Here is a 17,588-nt window from a genome sequence, read left to right on the forward strand (position 1 = left end):
GATTGGAATCGGTAGGTGCCGACCTTGGTCGGCACTGACCTCTGATCGATCATTGAAACACCGTGCGGACCAAGGTCCGCACCCACCAGAAGCGGCTTTGGTCTACTCCTGTAGCAACCACTCGCGCATCGATGCACTCACTTCATCTGGTTTCTCCATCGGTGCCAGGTGCCCGCAATCGGGCACCACCACCAGCTGCGAGTGCGGCACCATCGCATGCATCTCTTCGCTCACTACCAGCGGCGTGATGCGGTCATTCGCACCGCAGAGGATCAGCAGCGGATCGCGGTACCCGGCCAGCACATCGTGGCCATCACGGCGTTCCAGCGCACTCTGGCGCAGGAAGACTTCCGCGCCCATGCGGGCGGTCATATCACGCACACGCTGCACCAGCACGTAGTCGTCCAGCCGCGAGGCGTCGATGTAGCTGCGCATCAGCGCGTCACCGAAGCCATGGAACTTCCCCGGCAGGCGCACGCTGGCACGTTGGCTGCGGCGCTGCTCGGCACGTTCCGGTGAATCGGCGTGGATCGAGGTGTCGATCAGCGCCAGCTGCAGCACACGTTCCGGAGCGATGCGCAGGATCTGCTGGGCGACGAAACCGCCCAGCGAGAAACCGGCCAGCGCAAAGCGCTCGGGCGCTTGCGCCAACACGTCCTCGGCCACTGCCTGCAGGGTTTCACCACGGGTCTGGTCGCCCACCGTGCATTCGGCGATGTCGGCCAAGTCGGCCAACTGCGCGCGCCACAGCTCGGCATCGTTGAGCAGGCCGGGTAGCAGCAACAGGGGGATACGGTCGGTCATGGGGGTATTGTCGCGCCATCACGGTGACGGAGCCATGCCAGCGACCGCGCATGACATCAAGATGGCTGGCGGCCTCATGCAGAAACAGAATCCGAGGCCGGCGGTAGAGGGCACGGGCCAGAATCACTCGCTGTTTCTGACCGCCTGAAAGCGAGTTGCCCATGTCTCCGATAAGACCGTGATAACCCATCGGCAGCCCCGTGATATCGTCGTGCACGGCTGCCATCCGAGCAGCTTCCTCGATGCGCTGTTCATCGAAGGCGCTATCGAAGCCGCTGATGTTGTCGGCAATGCTTCCGGCAAACAACTGGTCATCCGGGATCGCATTAAGCTCGCTGACCCGGGCGAACAGCCGCATCGAATCAATCTCGTTCAGCGCTTACTACATGCGCGGATCGCTCAATGCACATCACTGCTGCAGCAGGTGGGTCCATCTCGTAAAGGAGAATCTCGAGCCGGGTCTGCTTGCGCTTGCCCAGACCCTGCGTATCGCCAAATGTCAGCTGCATGGATGGCTTCTCAACGTGTGCCTCTATTGTCTCTCAGGCCGCCGGCCAGCGGACAGCACTACCGAAGTAGTTGTTCAGAGCATCCGTAGATGCAGGTCATGAGGACGGCAAATATCGCTCAGCCATCAGCGACCAATGGACTAGGAATAGATCATTCTATAGATAAGAAACGTCAGTCATCCCTCTCGACCTGCACATCGACCTTATCCCGAAGAATAACTGAAATTAAAGACAATAGCAGAGCTGGGAGCCCCAAAAGCAGCACGAACGACAAAGGCGCACCGAACGACCATAGAGCGGCAGAAAATACGGCAGCCGAAATCCCAAGCAGCAGGAACGAGTACTTAATTTTCCCTATTGACAGGTAACTTGCCGTCGAACACAGCAGCGAAAATGCGGCAACAAAAACTCCGACCTCCTGAGGAACCTGCAAAGGCTCAGCACCTCGAAGCGCCGCCACCAGCATCAGCGCTGAGGCAGACGCCATTGCTACCAGGGAAATGAAATAGAACCTGCCATGCCGCCCATCAAATCCATCAGTAATCTTCATATCGACCCTCAAAGGATCGCAGGGCGAAAGCGCCGCGATCCAGCTAATGATTTACCAGAGCTAAGGATGTTCTGAACAGCTCCCTGCGAACTTTGCAGCAGTGCCCGCCACAGATTTCCGCTTTGGGGGACACTACTAAGTCGCATAGTGGAATACATCATACGACTGACATTTGGGGATGCGCAGGGCCTGGGCAAGCGCAAGCAGACCCGGCTCGAGATTCTCCTTTACGAGATGGACCCACCTGCTGCTGCAGTGATATGCGTTTGAGCGATCCGGGCGTGTAGCAAGCGCTGCACGAGATTGATTCGATGCGGCTGTTCGAACGGCTCACCAGTCTTTCTCAGGTCAAGATACCCTGCATGACTCGCGCGGACTCCATGCCAAGCGTCGAGAAGAGTCATGACGATTGCTCTGGTCCATCAACTGCCGCATTGAAACCAGTACGGACTTGGCGTCCTTTCAGGAATCAGCCGCAGGAGCAGCTCAAGCGGCATCCTTGCAAAGTGATCATTTCGACGCGTGCTCTTCCCGAATCCGCTCTCGCCTGACTTCGGCACGCCTCGCTATCACAATGACAACCGCTCCTATGAACAAGAACGGCAAGATCCGACCGCCTGCAGTTGCCGCCACCATAGCTAGGCAGCACATGCAGCTGGTGAAGGTCTTTTCGTTGATACCTTGGATCCTCACAAATTTCCTCGTGCCTGCAACATCGGGAAACATCTTCTTTCAATAAGGTCACGGAGGGCCGCCGCCACACAGTGGCGCAATGGTAGCGTTGCTTCTTCGCTGAGTTGAAGAGCGAAATGCGTCAGTAGCCGCTTCTTTCCTTCTGGTGATTCAGTCACTCCTACGCAAGAGACACAGCAGGCACCCGGTACGCCGACATGCGTGGACCACTCGGACATCACTGGCGCAGGGTACAAGCCATCGTTGTAGTCTGTATTCAATCGTCAGAACGACTGACAGCAGCGCAATCATCAGCATGAGCTTGCTTTACGACGCCACCGACGTGATGATCGGGCTGACCGAGGTGCTGTGCTATGGCACGGGGGTGGTGGTGGAACCGATGCGGTGAGACCGGTGCATCGCCCAGCGCGGATCACGCCGCCGGCGGCACTTCGGGCACCTCAACCTGCTGCACCGGCAGGGTCACCATCATCACCGTCGGGTCGTCCGGATCGAGTTTGGTCTTGAAGCCCAGGCTCTGGCACATCGCCAGCATGGTGCTGTTCTCGCGCAGCACCTGGCCTTCGACCACGTCCAGGCCCAGCCACTTGGCGTACTCGATCATGATCGCCATCAGGCGCCAGCCGATGCCGTGGCCTTTCAGGTCCGAGCGGATCAGGATGCCGTACTCGCCGCGGTGGTAGTCGGCGTCGGCATGCAGCCGCACCGCGCCCAGCATTTCGCCGCTGCGCGGTTCGATCGCCACCAGCGCGATCGAGCGTGCGTAGTCGAGCTGGGTCAGGCGCGCGATGAACTCGTGGCTGAAGTGCTTCACCGACTGGAAGAAACGCAGGCGCAGGTCCTCGTCGCTGACGCGGGCGAAGAACGCACGGAACAGCGCATCGTCTTCCGGCCGCACTGGGCGCACGAAGGCACGGCCACCGTCTGACAGCTCGATGGTGCGCTCCCACTCCTTCGGGTACGGGAACACCGAGAAGCGCGGATGGCCACGGCCTTTGTGCAGGATGCGCGACGGCGCCACCGCCACGCGTGCGTCGAGGGCGAGGATGCCCTTGCTGTCGACCAGCAGCGGGTTGATGTCCAGCGTACGCACTTCGGGGATGTCGGCGGCCAGCTGCGCCAGCTTCACCAGCGCCAGCGCCAGTGCGCGCTCATCGGCGGCGGGCACATCACCATAGGCCTTGAGGATGCGCGAGGCGCGGGTCTGGCCGATCAGTTCATGGGCCAGGCGCAGGTCCAATGGCGGCAGCGCCAGTGCCTTGTCGTTGATCACTTCGACTGCGGTACCACCACGTCCGACCACGATTACCGGGCCGAACGTCGCGTCATCAGCGATACCGACGATGATCTCGCGCGCCTTCGGGCGAACGATGGTCGGCTGTACCAGCAGGCCATCGATGCGCGCATCCGGCCGCAGCTGGCGTGCGCGCGACAGGATCGTATGGGCCGCACTCTGCACCGCCGGCAGCGTCGCCAGGTTCAGGCGTACACCATCCACTTCGGACTTGTGCGGAATATCCGGCGACAGAATCTTCAGTGCGACCGTGGCACCGCGTTCCAGCAGCGGCTGTGCCAGGTCCATCGCCTCGTGCGCATCGCGTGCATGCATCACCGGCGCGGAAGGAATGCCGTAGGCCTTCAGCAGTTCATGCGTGGCCAGCGGGTCCAGCCACTGCTGGCCGTTGGCCAGCGCGGCATCAACCAGCGCGCGTGCGGCCGCCGCATCCACGCTGAAGTCCTGCGGCAGGCTGGGCGGTGTTTCCATCAGCGCGTTCTGCGCTTCGCGGTAACGCACCAGATGCTGGAAGCCACGTACTGCCTCCGCCTCGGTCGGATAGGTCGGCACCCGCGCCGCGTTGAGCGTGGCGGTTGCCTGGTCATCGTTGCCCAGCCACACAGCGAACACCGGCTTGTCGCGGTGTTGGCGCGGGCGCAGGCCCAGCGTGCGGGTCAGTGCTTGTGCGGCGTCGGCCGACGAGGTGAATGCGGTCGGCACATTGACCACCATCACCGCGTCGTTCTCGTTGTCGGCCAGCAGCGCTTCGATGGCCGCGGCATAGCGATCACCATCCGCGTCAACCACGATGTCGACCGGATTGCTGCGCGACCAGCCCTGCGGCAGCACCGCGTCGAGTTTCTCCACCGTGCTGTCAGACAGGTTGGCCAGCGTGCCACGCAATGCGATCAGCTGGTCCACGGCAAGGCGCCCAACGCCGCCACCGTTGCTGAGGATGGCCAAGCGGCGGCCCGGGAACGTCCCCAGCCGTCCCAGCGACTCGGCGGCGGTGAACAGCTCATCCAGCGCGCTCACGCGCAGCAGGCCGGCACGGTTGAACGCCGCTCCGTAGACATCGTCGGCACGGGCCAGCGCCTGCACATGGGTATCGCGGCTGCCCGGCTGCACACGCTCGGCGCGGCCGGACTTCACCACCACCACCGGCTTGGCACGAGCGGCGGCACGCGCAGCCGACATGAACTTGCGCGCGTCCTTGATCTGCTCCACGTAGAGCAGGATGGCGCGGGTACGGTAGTCGGTGGCGAAGTAATCGAGCAGGTCGCCGAAATCCACATCCAATGTGTCGCCCAACGACACCACGGCGGAGAAGCCGACCGAACGCGCCACGCCCCATTCCACCAGCGCGGCGGCAATGGCCGAGGACTCGGAGATCAGGGCGAGGTCGCCGGCCTGCGGGAAATGCGCGGCGATGCTGGCATTGAGCCGTGCATGGGGAGCGATCACGCCCAGGCAGTGCGGGCCGAGGATGCGTAGGCCATGCTTGCGCGCGACCGCTTCAACCTGTGCCGACAACGAGCCCGGGCCTTCGCCGAGGTGCGCGGTCAGGATGATCGCCGACTGCACGCCGCGCTCGGCGGCGGTGCGTACCACCTGCGGCACGATCGCCGCCGGGGCGGTGATCACCACCAGCTCGGGCACCCAGTCCAGGTCCTTCAACCGCTTGACCGTGCGGATGCCATCGATCTCGGCGTGCCGCGGGTTGATCCACGCCACCTTGCCGGGGAAGCCGGTGCCGCGCAGGTTGCGCATCACCGCGCGGCCGGCCGAGCGCTCACGTGGGCTGCCGCCGATCACCGCGACCGACTGCGGACGGAACACAGACTGCAGGTGGTAGGTACTCATGCGCCTACGGTACACGCACCGGCGCGCCAGGCGCATGATCCAGCGCAAGTCCCCCTTCTCCGGGGTCGGATTCCTTCGCGCAGAGAAGGGTTCTGTCCCCTGCGTGCCGACCAAGGTCAGCACCTGCCAGAGCGCGGTGGTTCCGGCCTACAGCACCGTGCCGTGCAGGATCATCGCGGCGATGCTGAAATAGATCACCAGGCCGGTCACGTCCACCAGGGTGGCCACGAACGGGGCCGAGGCGCTTGCGGGATCGAAGCCCAGCCGCTTGAGGATGAAGGGCAGCATCGAGCCGGACAGCGAACCGAAGGTAACGATGCCGACCAGCGCGGCACCGATGGTGATCGCCAGCAGGATCCAGTGCTCGCCGTAGTCGTGCAGGCCACCCAGCTGCCAGATGACGATGCGTACGATGGCCAGGCAACCGAGGATGGCGCCGAGCACCATGCCGGTGGGCACTTCGCGCAGGGCCACCTTCCACCAGTCGCGCAGGCGCAGTTCGCGCAGCGCCAGGCTGCGGATCAGCAGCGAGGTGGCCTGCGAGCCGGAGTTGCCGCCCGAACTCATGATCAGCGGAATGAACAGGGTCAGCACCACCGCGCGCGCCAGTTCATCCTCGTAGTGCTGCATCGCGCTGGCGGTCAGCATCTCACCCAGGAACAGCACGCTCAGCCAGCCGGCGCGCTTGCGCAGCATCTCGAAGAAGCCGATCTGCATGTACGGCTTGTCCAGTGCTTCCATGCCGCCGAACTTGTGCGCGTCTTCGGTGGACTCTTCGATCAGCGCATCGAGCACGTCGTCTACGGTGACGATGCCAAGCATCTGCTGCTGCGCGTCGACCACCGGAATCGCCAGCAGATCGTGGCGGCGGATCAGCCGCGCCACTTCCTCCTGGTCCATCAGCGCATCCACCGTCACCGGCGGATTGACCTGGGCCACGTCCAGGATCGACTCCTCGGGCAGGCCGGTGATCAGCCGGCGCATGGTCACCACCTGCTGCAGTTGCTGGCTGGCCGGGTCCAGCACGTAGATCGCGTACACCGTCTCGCGGGTGCGCTCGACCTGGCGAATGTGCTGCAGAGTCTGCGCAACGGTCCAGCTGGCGGGTACCGCCACGTACTCGGTGGTCATCAGCGCGCCGGCGGTGTTCGGCGGGTAGCTGAGCAGCTTCTGGATGGCCTGGCGGGCATCGGTGCCGAGCAGCGGGATCAGCCGCGCGCGTTCTTCTTCGTCCAGCTCGTGGACGATGTCGGTGGCGCGGTCGTCGGCCATCAACCCCAGCAGGGCCGCGGCACGGGCCGGCGGCAGTGCCGCCACCAGCTCGCCACTGCGGTGCAGCTCCGGTGCTTCGAGCATCTTCACCGCACGCGGCAATGACAGCGCCGCCAGCGTTTCCGCGGCGCGCGTCAGTTCCAGCGTATTGAGGAATTCCACCGCGTCGGCGGTGTTGTAGTTCGCCAGGGGTGCGGCCAGTGCGGCGGCATCGGCCACCGGGCGCAGCAATTGCTTCTGGTTCATCGGATTGCCTTGTGGGGGTGCGACCTCGCGCAACGCCAACGCAGGCAAACCGTCCCGATGTCAGGCGGTGGCCATCACTGGCGTCGAACGAGGTCGACTTCTACTGTCGCTGGACATGGGTTGGGGACTCCGGGATGCGTGTGCTGGCAGACGCGCCGCCAGCGGCGGGCAGTCTGGACCCGGTGGCATTGCAGGTCAACCCGTGCCGCGCGGCATGGCCCGGCCCCGCCCCGCAGGTCGTTCTCGTGCCTGTACGGAGCGGCGCGCATAATGGAGGGGTGGCGCTCGCCACGCTTTTCCTACCCGAACGGACGCGCAGCAGCTTCCCGATGACCAGGTATTCCCATGCATAGCGGTGGTCTGGAACTGGCCTTGGTGCTGCTGCTGGCGGCGGTCATCGCCGTGCCGGTGTTCAAGAAATTCGGCTTCGGCGCGGTGCTGGGCTACCTGGCGGCCGGCGTGGTACTGGGCCCGGACGGGCTGGGCTTCGTGCAGGATGCCGACCGTATCCTCGGCGCCGCCGAGATCGGCGTGGTGATGCTGCTGTTCGTGATCGGGCTGGAGCTGTCGCCCGCGCGCCTGAAGGTGATGCGGCGCTCGGTATTCGGTGCCGGTGCGGCGCAGGTGGCGCTGTCCGGGCTGGTGCTGGGCGGCCTGCTGCTGCTCGACCACTTCCAGTGGAAAAGCGCGCTGGTGGTGGGCGTGGCGCTGGCGCTGTCATCCACTGCGGTGGGCCTGCAGCTGCTGTCAGAGCACAAGGCGATCAACAGCGACCACGGCCGCCTGGGCTTTGCCATCCTGCTGTTCCAGGACCTGATCGCGATTCCGCTGCTGGCGGCCATCCCGCTGCTGGGCGGGGTGAAGAACGAGACGCTGCGCTGGGAAGATGCGGCCGTGGCGCTGGGTGCACTGGCGGTGGTGATCCTGTGCGGGCGGCCGGTGCTGCGCAGGGTGTTCGGCATCATCGCGCGCACCCGCAGCCCGGAAGTATTCACTGCCACTGCCCTGCTGGTGGTGCTGGGTACCGCCTGGTTCATGCAGGAGGCCGGTCTCAGCCCCAGCCTGGGCGCGTTCCTGGCTGGCGTACTGCTGTCCGATTCGGAGTTCCGGCATGAGCTGGAAGCGCAGATCGAGCCGTTCAAGGGCCTGCTGCTGGGCCTGTTCTTCATTGCAGTTGGCATGGGCATCGACCTGGACCGCATCGTTGCCGAGCCGTGGCTGATCGCCGCCGGCGTGGCGATCCTGCTGGTGGTCAAGTTCAGCCTGCTGTACGTGATCGGGCGCATCGCAAAGCTCAGTTCACGGCACTCGCTGCTGCTGGGCAGCGTGCTGTGGCTGGGCGGCGAGTTCGCCTTCGTGGTGTTCAACGAAGCGCAGCGCGCGCACCTGCTGGGCAACGCCAACCATGACCGTCTGGTGGCGATCGTCGGCCTGTCGATGGCGATCACGCCACTGCTGATGATCGCGCTGCTCAAGCTGCTCGGCCAGGAGAAGGCGGCGCCGCGCGAGGCGGCCGAGGCCGACAAGGTGGCGCCGGACAACCGGCCGAAGGTGCTGATTGCCGGCATGGGCCGCTTTGGCCAGGTGATCGCGCGCCTGTTGACCGCGCAGAAGGTGCCGTTCGTGGCACTGGAAGCGAACCCGGATACCGTGGCCGACCTGCGCCGCTTCGGCAACCAGCTGTATTACGGCGACCCGACCCGGCCGGAGATGCTGCGCGCAGCCGGCGGCGAACACATTGATGTGTTCGTGATCACCGTGGATGACCCGGAGACCAACCTGCGTGCGGTGCGCATGGTGCGCCGGCTGTATCCGGACGCAAAGGTGCTGGCGCGCGCACGTAACCGCCAGCACGCGTGGCGCCTGATGGACATGTCGGCCGAGCCGTTCCGCGAAGTGTTCGGCACCAGCCTGGAAATGAGTGGCCGCGTGCTGACCGCGCTGGGCGTGGCGGCGGACGTGGCTGAACGCCACGTGCAGCGCTTCCGCGAGCACGACGAGCAGCTGCTGCGCGACCAGTATCTGGTGTACGACGACGAGGCTGCAGTGATCCAGACCTCGCGCGATGCACGCAACGACCTGATGCACCTGTTTGAAGCCGACGCGGAAAGCGACGGCGACAAGGAGCGGTGACAGCCAGCCGGTGTGCCGACCAACGGTCGGCACCCACCCGATGGATGGCGGACCCGGTAGTGCCGGCCGCTGGCCGGCAGCCTCTGGATCCCGGGAGGTTTCATGGGGCTGCCGGCCAGCGGCCGGCACTACCCACTGCAGATTCCGGCAGCACGGTGTTGGGGTCAGAGCTCTTTCCGCTGGAAAGGGATCCGACCCCGGCCTGATCAGCCGTTGTCGCGCAGGAACCGCGCCATCGACGAGACGCCCGGCACGCGCGGTTCAAACTCACCGGCAACGTCGATGAAGCCACGCATCACCGCGATCTCGCGCGGGCTGCGGTTGAGGCTGTCGCGTACTTCCGGATCGGCACCGGCACGCAACAGGCGCTGCACCAGCAGCGGCAGTCCATGCAGAGCGGCCAGGTGCAGCGGGCCGAAGCCACGCGGATCACGCACCTCCAGGCTCACTTCCTCGTCCAGCAGGCGCTCCACCGCGGCCATCACGACCTGCTCGTCGCACGCGGTACCCGGTTCGGCGCGTGCGCCCAGCAGCAGCAGCAGCGGCGTGACCGAGCCCGCCGCAGCCTGGTCCGGTTCGGCACCGGCCAGCAGCAGGGTGTCGAGCAGGGCCAGCAGGCGCGAGCGGTCGCGGGCACTGAAGCCGTACAGCGCCGCGCAATGCAGCGGGCCCAGCTGCTGCGCGTCACCGGCATGCACGTCGGCACCAGCGGTGAGCAGGCGCGCGACGATGTCCGGCAGGCCCAGCGCCGAGGCCAGCATCAGCACGGTCACCCCGCCCGGCAGGCGGTGTTCCAGCTTGGCGCCGGCGTCGAGCAGGGCCGAAACGATGTCCACCTGGCGCATGCTGACCGCAGCCGACAGCGGCGTCGCGCCACTGGCAGCGGCGTGCTGCGGATCGGCACCACGTGCCAGCAGCAGGTCGGTCACCGCCAGATGGCCACCACCGGCCGCACGCAGCAGCGCGGTGCAGCCCTGTGCATCGACCGCGTCGACGGCGAACCCGAGATCGATCAGGCGGCGCACCGCATCGACGTCACCGGCCATCGCAGCGGCCGGAAGGTCGGCCTCGCGCAGGGTGCGGCGCGGCAACGGCCACACCCGCCAGTCCAGCCAGTCGGCCAGATCACGACGACCGATCGACAGCGCCACGCCCAGCGGCGTCTGTCCGTCGGCCGCCCGTGCTTCCGGCGAGGCACCGTGCTGCACCAGCAGCTTCAGTGCGCCTTCGCGGGCCAGTGCGGTGGCCAGGTGCAAAGCGGTCATGCCGTGGCTGTCGCGCGCTTCGCGGTCGACCCCGGCTTTGAGCAGGGCCTGCTGCAGGCGCAGCCAGCCCAGACGCACCGCCAGCGACAACGGCGGATCGCCCGCCGGCGAAGCCGCGAACGGATCGGCGCCACGTTCCAGCAGTTCCAGCGCCAGCTGTTCCAAGCCACGGGCGGCCTGGTCGTGCTGCGCGCAGGCGGCAAGGAAGCGCGCCAGGCCACCGCGGCCGGCCGGTGACAGGCCACGCTGCAGCATCACCTGCAGCGCAGGCACTGCATCGATGCCGCGCGACAGCAGCGCGAACATCGGCGTATCGGAGCAGGCGTCGCGCACATAGGGATCCGCACCGTGGGCCAGCAGCCAATCGACCGCGGCCGGCTCCAGCGCCAGTTCGGGGTCGAGCAGCAGCCCGCCCAGCTCTTCCGGCTGGCACAGCTTGGCCAGCGCGGCCATGCCGTCGGTGTTGCCGAAGCCCAGCGCCTCGCGCAGCAGGGTCAACGGCGGACGGTCCGGCAGCAGGCCGCTGGCCGTGGCCGCTTCGCCGCGCTCGGCCAGACCATCGCTGACCGCCGCCGGCAACGGATAGGACGGATCCAGCAGCGCCACGATCGCCCAGCGGCCGGCTTCGGCGGCGTAGTCCACCGCACGGCGGCCGACCGGATCGGTGGCATCGGCGGCAATGCCCAGATCGACCAGGCGCTTGATCAGCAGCGGCGAGACATCCTCGGCCATGACGGCCAGCTGCACCGCATTGCGGCCTTCGCCGTCCACCGCGACCAGGTCGGGCTTGTGCGGCAGCAGATGTTCCATCACACCGGCGCGGCCGGCGCGGGCCGCTTCCAGCCACGGCGTGCGACCGAGCGCGTCGCGCGCTTCCAGGTTGGCGCCAGCGCCCAGCAGCACGCCGATGATCTCGACGTGGCCGGCCAGTGCCGCCTCATGCAGCGCACTGCGGCGCTGGCGGTCACGGGCATCGGCCCGGGCCTTGTGCTTCAGCAGCAGCTGCACTCCGGCCGGATCATCGTCTTCGGTGGCGGCGGCGGCCAGCAGCACCGGCGTACCTTCGGCCGGTTCGCTGCGCGCACCGCGCTCCAGCAGGAAGCGGGCCAGGCGCCAGTTGCCGACCTGGCAGGCCACCGCAAGCGGCGACCATCCGTCACTGTTCAGCGCATCCACTTCGGCGGCGGCATCGCGCAGCAGCGCGGCCACGCCCGGGTCGGAACTGCGCGCGGCATGATGCAGCGGGGTGTTGCCATCGCTGTCGATGGCACGCGAGTCGGCGCCGTTGGCGAGCAGGGTCATCACCGCTTCCGGGCGGCCGTGCCAGCTGTCACGGGTGGCGGCCAGCAGCGGGGTCATGCCCCGGTGCGGCGCGTTCACGTCGACGCCTCGGGCGATCAGTTCGCGCAGCAGGCGCAGGTCCGGCAGCACCGCGGCCAGCACCGCCAGGCTGCGCTGGTCGCGCCAGTTCGGGTCCGGCAGCGCATAGGGATCGGCGCCGGCCTGCAGCAGCTGCAGGCCACGGTCGATGCGGCCGTGGCGCGCGGCTTCATACAGCGCCGGAGTCAGCTCCTGCGGCGCCATCGCCTCAAGCGGCACGGTTTCGACCGCGGCGGAGAACATCGGTTCGTACTCGCTGCTGGTCGTGGCCAACGGGCTCGCACGCAGTGACACCAACGGCGCCGGCGCCACCCGTTGCAACAACAGGTGCAGCAGCGGCGACAGCACCAGCACTGCCAGTGCGGCGGGCCAACGCGCGCTTTCCGGCAGCAGGTCCGGCCAGGCCGGCAGTACCACCAGTGCCGCCAGGGCAATCACCAGCGCGGCCACACCGAGGCCGCGCCAGGCGGTCAGGTCGCGCCCGGCCAGTGCCTGCCAATGCTGGGCCAGGCTGCCATCAAGCCGTTCAACGTCGTTCCACAACGGCCAGGTACGCCAGGCCGCCAGCAGGCCTGCACTGACCAGCACGCTCAGGCCCAGCACTGCGGCCAGGCTGCCACTATCGCGCAGCGCCGCCAGCGGCCAGGCCAGCAGCAGCGCCAGCAGCAGCGGTGCGGCAGCCCACAGCGCCAACAGCGCGGGCAGGTCCTGCCGCGCGACCACCTTCAGTGGCAGCAGCGCGCGGCTGCGCCGCCACCAGGACACGCCCAGCGCGAACGCCGGTTGCGCCAGTGCGGCAAGGATGGCCCCCGGAATGCCGCCCACAGCGGCACCCAGCGCCAGCACGGCAGCCACGGCAAAGACGATCGACAGGACGCGTGGACGGGAGGCGTCAGTCATAGTGTCGCGGCATCAGGCTGGACACCGACGGCGGCACCTGCAGGTAGAAACCACGTTCGTTCATTTCGCTGCGGACCTTGTCCGGATCAGCCTGGGCCAGGCGGCGCCGGGCCTCCAGGGCCACGTCCAGGACGAAGGTGAGCGCCCCCAGCGAGGTGAGCAGCGGCGCGGGCAGCGCGCTGAAATCATCGCGTCGGGGGACGTAGACGTAGGTGTCTGGCTTGAGTTGGCTTTTATAGACGTAGGCGTGCATGTCCGCGGGACGATAACCCGGGAAGAGCCATGATTGTGTCGGAAAGCCGACACCGGGGAAAGCCGTCAGCCGACGATGGCGGCGTGATTGACGGCGTTTCCCCGACGGGATTCAGCAATGTGGCGGCGGCGTTCAGCCACACGCACCGTTGCCGACTGCAGGATCACTCGCTCCAGCGGCGGAACACCAGGGAGGTGTTGATGCCGCCGAAAGCGAAATTGTTGCTCATCACATACTCGGCCTGGAGTTCGCGGCCCTGACCGGTGATGAAGTCCAGCTGGCCGCAGCGCGGATCGACCTCCACCAGGTTCAGGGTCGGGGCAAACCAGCCGGCACGCATCATCTCGATGCTCACCCAGGCCTCGAATGCACCGCAGGCGCCCAGCATGTGGCCGACGTAGCTCTTCAGCGAACTGATCGGCATCCGTGGGCCGAACACCTGCGCGGTGGCCTGGGTTTCGGCGATGTCGCCGTGATCGGTCGCGGTGCCGTGGGCGTTGACGTAGTCGATCTGCGCCGCATCCAGTCCGGCATCCTCCAGCGCCAGTCGCATGGCCTGGGCCATGGTGTCGGCACTGGGCTGGGTGACGTGCTGGCCGTCGCTGTTGGTGCCGTAGCCCACCACTTCGGCGAGGATGGTCGCGCCGCGAGCCTGCGCGTGGCCCAGTTCCTCCAGGATCAGGGTGCAGGCGCCCTCGCCCAGCACCAGGCCGTCGCGGCCGGCATCGAAGGGACGTGGCGTCGACTGCGGGGCGTCGTTCTGCACGCTGGTCGCGAACAGGGTATCGAACACGGCAGCCGCGGCGGCGTCCAGCTGCTCGGCGCCGCCGGCCACCATCACCGTCTGCTTGCCGCTGCGGATCGCCTCATAGGCCGCGCCGACGCCCTGGCTGCCGGACGTACAGGCACTGGACGTGGTGTAGACGCGCCCGGACAGGCCGAAGAACACACCGATGTTGACCGGCGCGGTGTGGCTCATCATCTTCAGGTAGGTGGTGGCGCTGATGCCTTCGGTGGTGAACTCGTTGAGCATGCGGCCGAGTTCGCCGATGGCCTCATGACTGCCGGAGGAGGAGCCATAGGCCACCCCGGTGCGCCCGCTACGCAGCACCGGATGATCAATCAGTCCAGCTTCGCAAAGCGCGATTTCGGTGGCACGCACCGACATGATCGCCACCTTGCCCATCGAACGGGTGCTTTTACGGTTGTAGGTCGGCGGCAACTCGAATGGCTGCGCCGGTGCGGCCAGTTTGGTGTTCAGCCCGGCATAGACATCCCACTCGGGCATTGCGCGCACAGCGTTGCGGCCGCTGCGCAGCTGCGCGTGGATGGTCGGCCAGTCGTGGCCAAGCGGACTGATGGCCGCGGCACCGGTCACCACCACGCGATGATCGGTGGCCATCAGAGCATGCCTCCGTTGACCGAAATCACCTGCCGGGTGATGTAGCCGGCCGGCTCGGACAGCAGGAAGGCCACCGTCGCCGCCACTTCATCGGGACGGCCGATGCGGCCGGCAGGAATCAGTTTCAGGGCATGCGCCACCACGTCCTCGCTGAGCATCTCCGTCTCGATCAGGCCCGGAGCCACGCAGTTGACCGTGATCTGGCGGCTGGCCAGCTCCAGTGCGAGGGCCTTGCTGGCGCCGATGATGCCGGCCTTGGCCGCACTGTAGTTGACCTGGCCACGGTTGCCGGCAATGCCGGACACCGACGACAGGGTGACGATGCGGCCTGGTTTGCGCCGCCGCACCATCGGCATGATCAACGGATGCAGCACGTTGTAGAAGCCATCCAGGTTGGTGTGGATGACCTGGTCCCAATCCTCCGACGACAACGCCGGGAAAGCGCCGTCACGGGCGATGCCCGCATTGCAGACCACGCCGTAATACGCGCCGTGCGCGTCCACGTCGGCCTCCAGCGCCGCGCGCGCGGCATCACGATTGGACACGTCGAAGGTGAGCACGCGCGCCTGCACGCCCAGTGCCTGGATCTCGGCCACAACGGCCTGTGCCTCCTCCACCCGGCTGCGGCAATGCACCGCCACGTCGAATCCATCGTGGGCAACACGTAGCGCAATGGCGCGGCCGATCCCCCGGCTGGCGCCCGTCACCAACACGCATCGATTCCCGGTCATGCCTGTCCACTCTCCAGATAGGCCTTCGCGTCGGCCGGTTCGTACACCGACACGTTGGCAACCGCCCATTCTTCCTCGCCCGCCAGGATCCGGCAGGCGAACAACCCCAGCCCATTGTCGCCCAGCAGTTCACGACGCGCCTGCACGCGCAGCCTGGAGCCACTGGGGAAACCACTACGCTGGCTGCTGTAGCGCCGGCTGCCCAGCAGGAACCCCAACTGCGGCGTGCTGCCGGCCGCGCGCGCGCGGCAACCTGCCCAGGCGGCAATTGCCTGTGCCATGTACTCAATGCCGATCCAGGCCGGCATTTCGCCGTCTTGGATGAACAAGCCCCTCGCGGGTACCACCAGTTCGGCCTCGATGCTGTCCTGGTCCCATCGCAGTATCCGCTGCAGCAGGCACATATCCTGGCGATGCGGCACCACCTCCTCGATCGCGTAGAGAGGATTCATCGGCGTTCCAGTGCCAACACCGCATTGCTGCCGCCGAAGGCAAACGAGTTGCTCAGTATCCGTCGCAGCGGCCGTGCCAGGCGGGTGCCCGGCGCCACCAGTGACAGTTCCGGCAGCGCCTCATCCACGGCGCCATCCCACCAGTGCGGTGGCAGCCGCTGCAGCGGGTTCTCGGCCAGCATCATCCAGCACAATGCCGCCTCGATCGCGCCGGAGGCGCCGAGCGTATGCCCGGTGAGCGGCTTGGTCGAGCTGGCCGGTACACCGGTACCGAGCACCTCCGAAACCGCCAGGCTTTCCATGGCATCGTTGTGGTCGGTGGCGGTGCCATGCAGGTTCACGTAATCGACATCAGTGGGCGACCAGCCAGCGCGCTTCAGTGCCTGTTGCAGCGCATCGATGGCGCCCTGGCCTTGCGGGTCGGGTGCGGACATGTGGTGGGCGTCGGACGATTCACCCCAGCCCGCAAGAACCACCGGACCGATCTCGCGGGTGAGCAGGAACAGCGCGGCTCCTTCCCCGATGTTGATGCCGGATCGATGCTGCGAGAACGGATTGCAGCGTAGCGCGGACACCGACTCAAGCGCGCTGAAACCCGCCACGGTAAAGCGGCACAGGGAATCGGAGCCGCCAGCGATGACCGCATCGACAACGCCGGCGCGCAACAGGCGCGCAGCCGACGCCAGGGCCTTGGCACTGGATGAACATGCCGTGGACAGCGTCCATGCCGGGCCCTGCGCACCACTGCGCAGCCGCACGAACTGCGCGGCGGCTCCCATTTCCTGCTGCGCGTAGTCGTAGTCCGCCGGCCAATGACCGTTGCTGGCGTGGGAGCACATGGCCCGCTCACCTTCACCAATTCCCGAAGTGCTGGTCCCCATCACCACAGCCACGCGCTCGGCGCCATAGCGGGCGATGGCCGCGGCCACCGCAGGCGCGATCTGCGCCAGCGCAACCGCCAGCAGCGCGTTGTTGCGCCCGCGCAGGGCCAGCGGGAGTTCGTCCAGCGACGGCAGCGGCGTGCACACCTCCCCCAGCGCCAGGGTCCGCCCCGGCAACAGGCTGTCGTTGTTGCTCAACCCACCCGGCACCTCGGCGAACATCGCCTCCGCCACCGCCGCGCGGCCATCACCCAGCGCGCAGACAATGCCCAGATCGTTGAGGAAAACGGCAGTGTCCATCAATCCTGTCCAGCCATATCGATCGATTCGATGCGCAGCGCGTAGCCTTCTGCGCGGTTGTCCAGCTGCAGGCTGCCGTCCTGCAGGCGCTGCAGCTGCAGCCACACCGTACCGTCGCGCGACAGACTGCGCTGGTGGCCGTCATCACCGACCTGCCAGCCAGCCGGCAGCACGGCGGCGATCGCGGCCGTCGGCCACAGCGCGAACTGCAGATCGTCCAGCACACGCTCCGCGCGAACCTGCGGCGGCAACCACGATGCACGTTGCTCGGTCAACTGCCGGCCATCCCAGCGCAGACGAACGCCGGTCTGGCCCATGGCCTGCACCGCCAGCTGCACCTGCTGCGCATCGGCTTCCAGCAGAGCGTCGAGATCACGTTCGTGGCGCCCGAAGCGGAAATGCAGCTGCTGCTGCAGCGCCAGTGGCGTCGGCAGGCTGGACGGAGCCAACCGCAGCGGCGGCAGCTCGACCTGCGGCCTCGGCATGCGCCCGGCGCAGGCGCACAGCAGCGCGCACAGCAGCAGCGCTGCAATGCTGCGCACGATCAGCTGCGGCACGCGGCCTCCAGCACACGTGTACGGCAGCCGCTGTTGATGGAATTGTTCATGTAGCGCCCTTCCGGATACGGGTCGAGGGGGGGTAGATGATGTTCCCGAAGTGGTCGCCGCGCCAGCGTCG

At 66.8% G+C, this 17,588-nt stretch carries 12 protein-coding genes and 2 pseudogenes; 2 read left to right on the forward strand and 12 right to left on the reverse strand.

What is annotated here, in order from left to right; translation table 11 throughout:
• Positions 1 to 102: 102 nt before the first annotated feature.
• From ACZK2G_RS21135 to ACZK2G_RS21145, 3 genes and pseudogenes are all read right to left on the reverse strand, one after another.
• Positions 103 to 804, reverse strand: a complete 702-nt coding sequence (locus ACZK2G_RS21135) for an alpha/beta fold hydrolase (protein ID WP_478474286.1) — start codon at positions 802 to 804, stop codon at positions 103 to 105.
• A gap of 40 nt (positions 805 to 844) precedes the next feature.
• Positions 845 to 1,120, reverse strand: a pseudogene (locus ACZK2G_RS21140) (ATP-binding cassette domain-containing protein); the annotation flags it as partial.
• A 365-nt stretch (positions 1,121 to 1,485) separates the two neighbouring features.
• The gene (locus ACZK2G_RS21145) at positions 1,486 to 1,863 is read right to left on the reverse strand and encodes a hypothetical protein (RefSeq protein WP_478474287.1); all 378 of its coding nucleotides are present in this window, start codon (positions 1,861 to 1,863) and stop codon (positions 1,486 to 1,488) included.
• Positions 1,864 to 2,836: 973 nt separating this feature from the next.
• Between ACZK2G_RS21145 and ACZK2G_RS21150 the strand changes: the two are divergent.
• Positions 2,837 to 2,944, forward strand: a pseudogene (locus ACZK2G_RS21150) (YbjQ family protein); the annotation flags it as partial.
• Between the two features lie 24 nt (positions 2,945 to 2,968).
• On the opposite strand, the gene ACZK2G_RS21155 reads toward ACZK2G_RS21150, so the two are convergent.
• Together ACZK2G_RS21155 and mgtE are read right to left on the reverse strand one after the other, a co-directional pair.
• The gene (locus ACZK2G_RS21155; RefSeq protein WP_295378169.1) at positions 2,969 to 5,695 is read right to left on the reverse strand and encodes a bifunctional acetate--CoA ligase family protein/GNAT family N-acetyltransferase; all 2,727 of its coding nucleotides are present in this window, start codon (positions 5,693 to 5,695) and stop codon (positions 2,969 to 2,971) included.
• 147 nt (positions 5,696 to 5,842) lie between these two features.
• Positions 5,843 to 7,213: a magnesium transporter gene (mgtE, locus tag ACZK2G_RS21160; protein WP_478474288.1), complete on the reverse strand. Its 1,371-nt coding sequence runs from the start codon at positions 7,211 to 7,213 to the stop codon at positions 5,843 to 5,845.
• Between the two features lie 345 nt (positions 7,214 to 7,558).
• Between mgtE and ACZK2G_RS21165 the strand changes: the two genes are divergently transcribed.
• Positions 7,559 to 9,346 (forward strand): monovalent cation:proton antiporter-2 (CPA2) family protein, encoded by a 1,788-nt coding sequence (locus tag ACZK2G_RS21165; protein ID WP_046983490.1) that lies wholly within the window; start codon positions 7,559 to 7,561, stop codon positions 9,344 to 9,346.
• 206 nt (positions 9,347 to 9,552) lie between these two features.
• Here ACZK2G_RS21165 and ACZK2G_RS21170 read toward each other — a convergent pair whose 3' ends face one another.
• From ACZK2G_RS21170 to ACZK2G_RS21200, 7 genes are all read right to left on the reverse strand, one after another.
• Entirely contained in the window at positions 9,553 to 12,891 is a 3,339-nt protein-coding gene (locus tag ACZK2G_RS21170) for an ankyrin repeat domain-containing protein (protein ID WP_136639697.1), read from the reverse strand.
• Positions 12,884 to 13,144, reverse strand: a complete 261-nt coding sequence (locus tag ACZK2G_RS21175; RefSeq protein WP_012512459.1) for a YcgL domain-containing protein — start codon at positions 13,142 to 13,144, stop codon at positions 12,884 to 12,886. Before ACZK2G_RS21175 ends, ACZK2G_RS21170 begins: the two co-directional genes overlap by 8 nt.
• 163 nt (positions 13,145 to 13,307) lie before the next feature.
• Positions 13,308 to 14,546: a beta-ketoacyl-ACP synthase gene (locus ACZK2G_RS21180; RefSeq protein WP_046983488.1), complete on the reverse strand. Its 1,239-nt coding sequence runs from the start codon at positions 14,544 to 14,546 to the stop codon at positions 13,308 to 13,310.
• Complete coding sequence (locus ACZK2G_RS21185) at positions 14,546 to 15,277, reverse strand: 3-ketoacyl-ACP reductase FabG2 (protein WP_046983487.1); 732 nt, start codon at positions 15,275 to 15,277, stop codon at positions 14,546 to 14,548. Before ACZK2G_RS21185 ends, ACZK2G_RS21180 begins: the two co-directional genes overlap by 1 nt.
• On the reverse strand, positions 15,274 to 15,729 hold the full coding sequence (locus ACZK2G_RS21190; RefSeq protein ID WP_295378158.1) for a hotdog family protein: 456 nt from the start codon (positions 15,727 to 15,729) through the stop codon (positions 15,274 to 15,276). The genes ACZK2G_RS21185 and ACZK2G_RS21190 overlap by 4 nt, the downstream gene beginning before the upstream one ends.
• The gene (locus tag ACZK2G_RS21195; protein ID WP_295378156.1) at positions 15,726 to 16,910 is read right to left on the reverse strand and encodes a beta-ketoacyl-ACP synthase; all 1,185 of its coding nucleotides are present in this window, start codon (positions 16,908 to 16,910) and stop codon (positions 15,726 to 15,728) included. The genes ACZK2G_RS21190 and ACZK2G_RS21195 overlap by 4 nt, the downstream gene beginning before the upstream one ends.
• Positions 16,910 to 17,395: a DUF3261 domain-containing protein gene (locus ACZK2G_RS21200; RefSeq protein WP_258011311.1), complete on the reverse strand. Its 486-nt coding sequence runs from the start codon at positions 17,393 to 17,395 to the stop codon at positions 16,910 to 16,912. The genes ACZK2G_RS21195 and ACZK2G_RS21200 overlap by 1 nt, the downstream gene beginning before the upstream one ends.
• Positions 17,396 to 17,588 lie beyond the last annotated feature (193 nt).

It is taken from the genome of Stenotrophomonas sp. 107298_Sma (assembly GCF_056480345.1).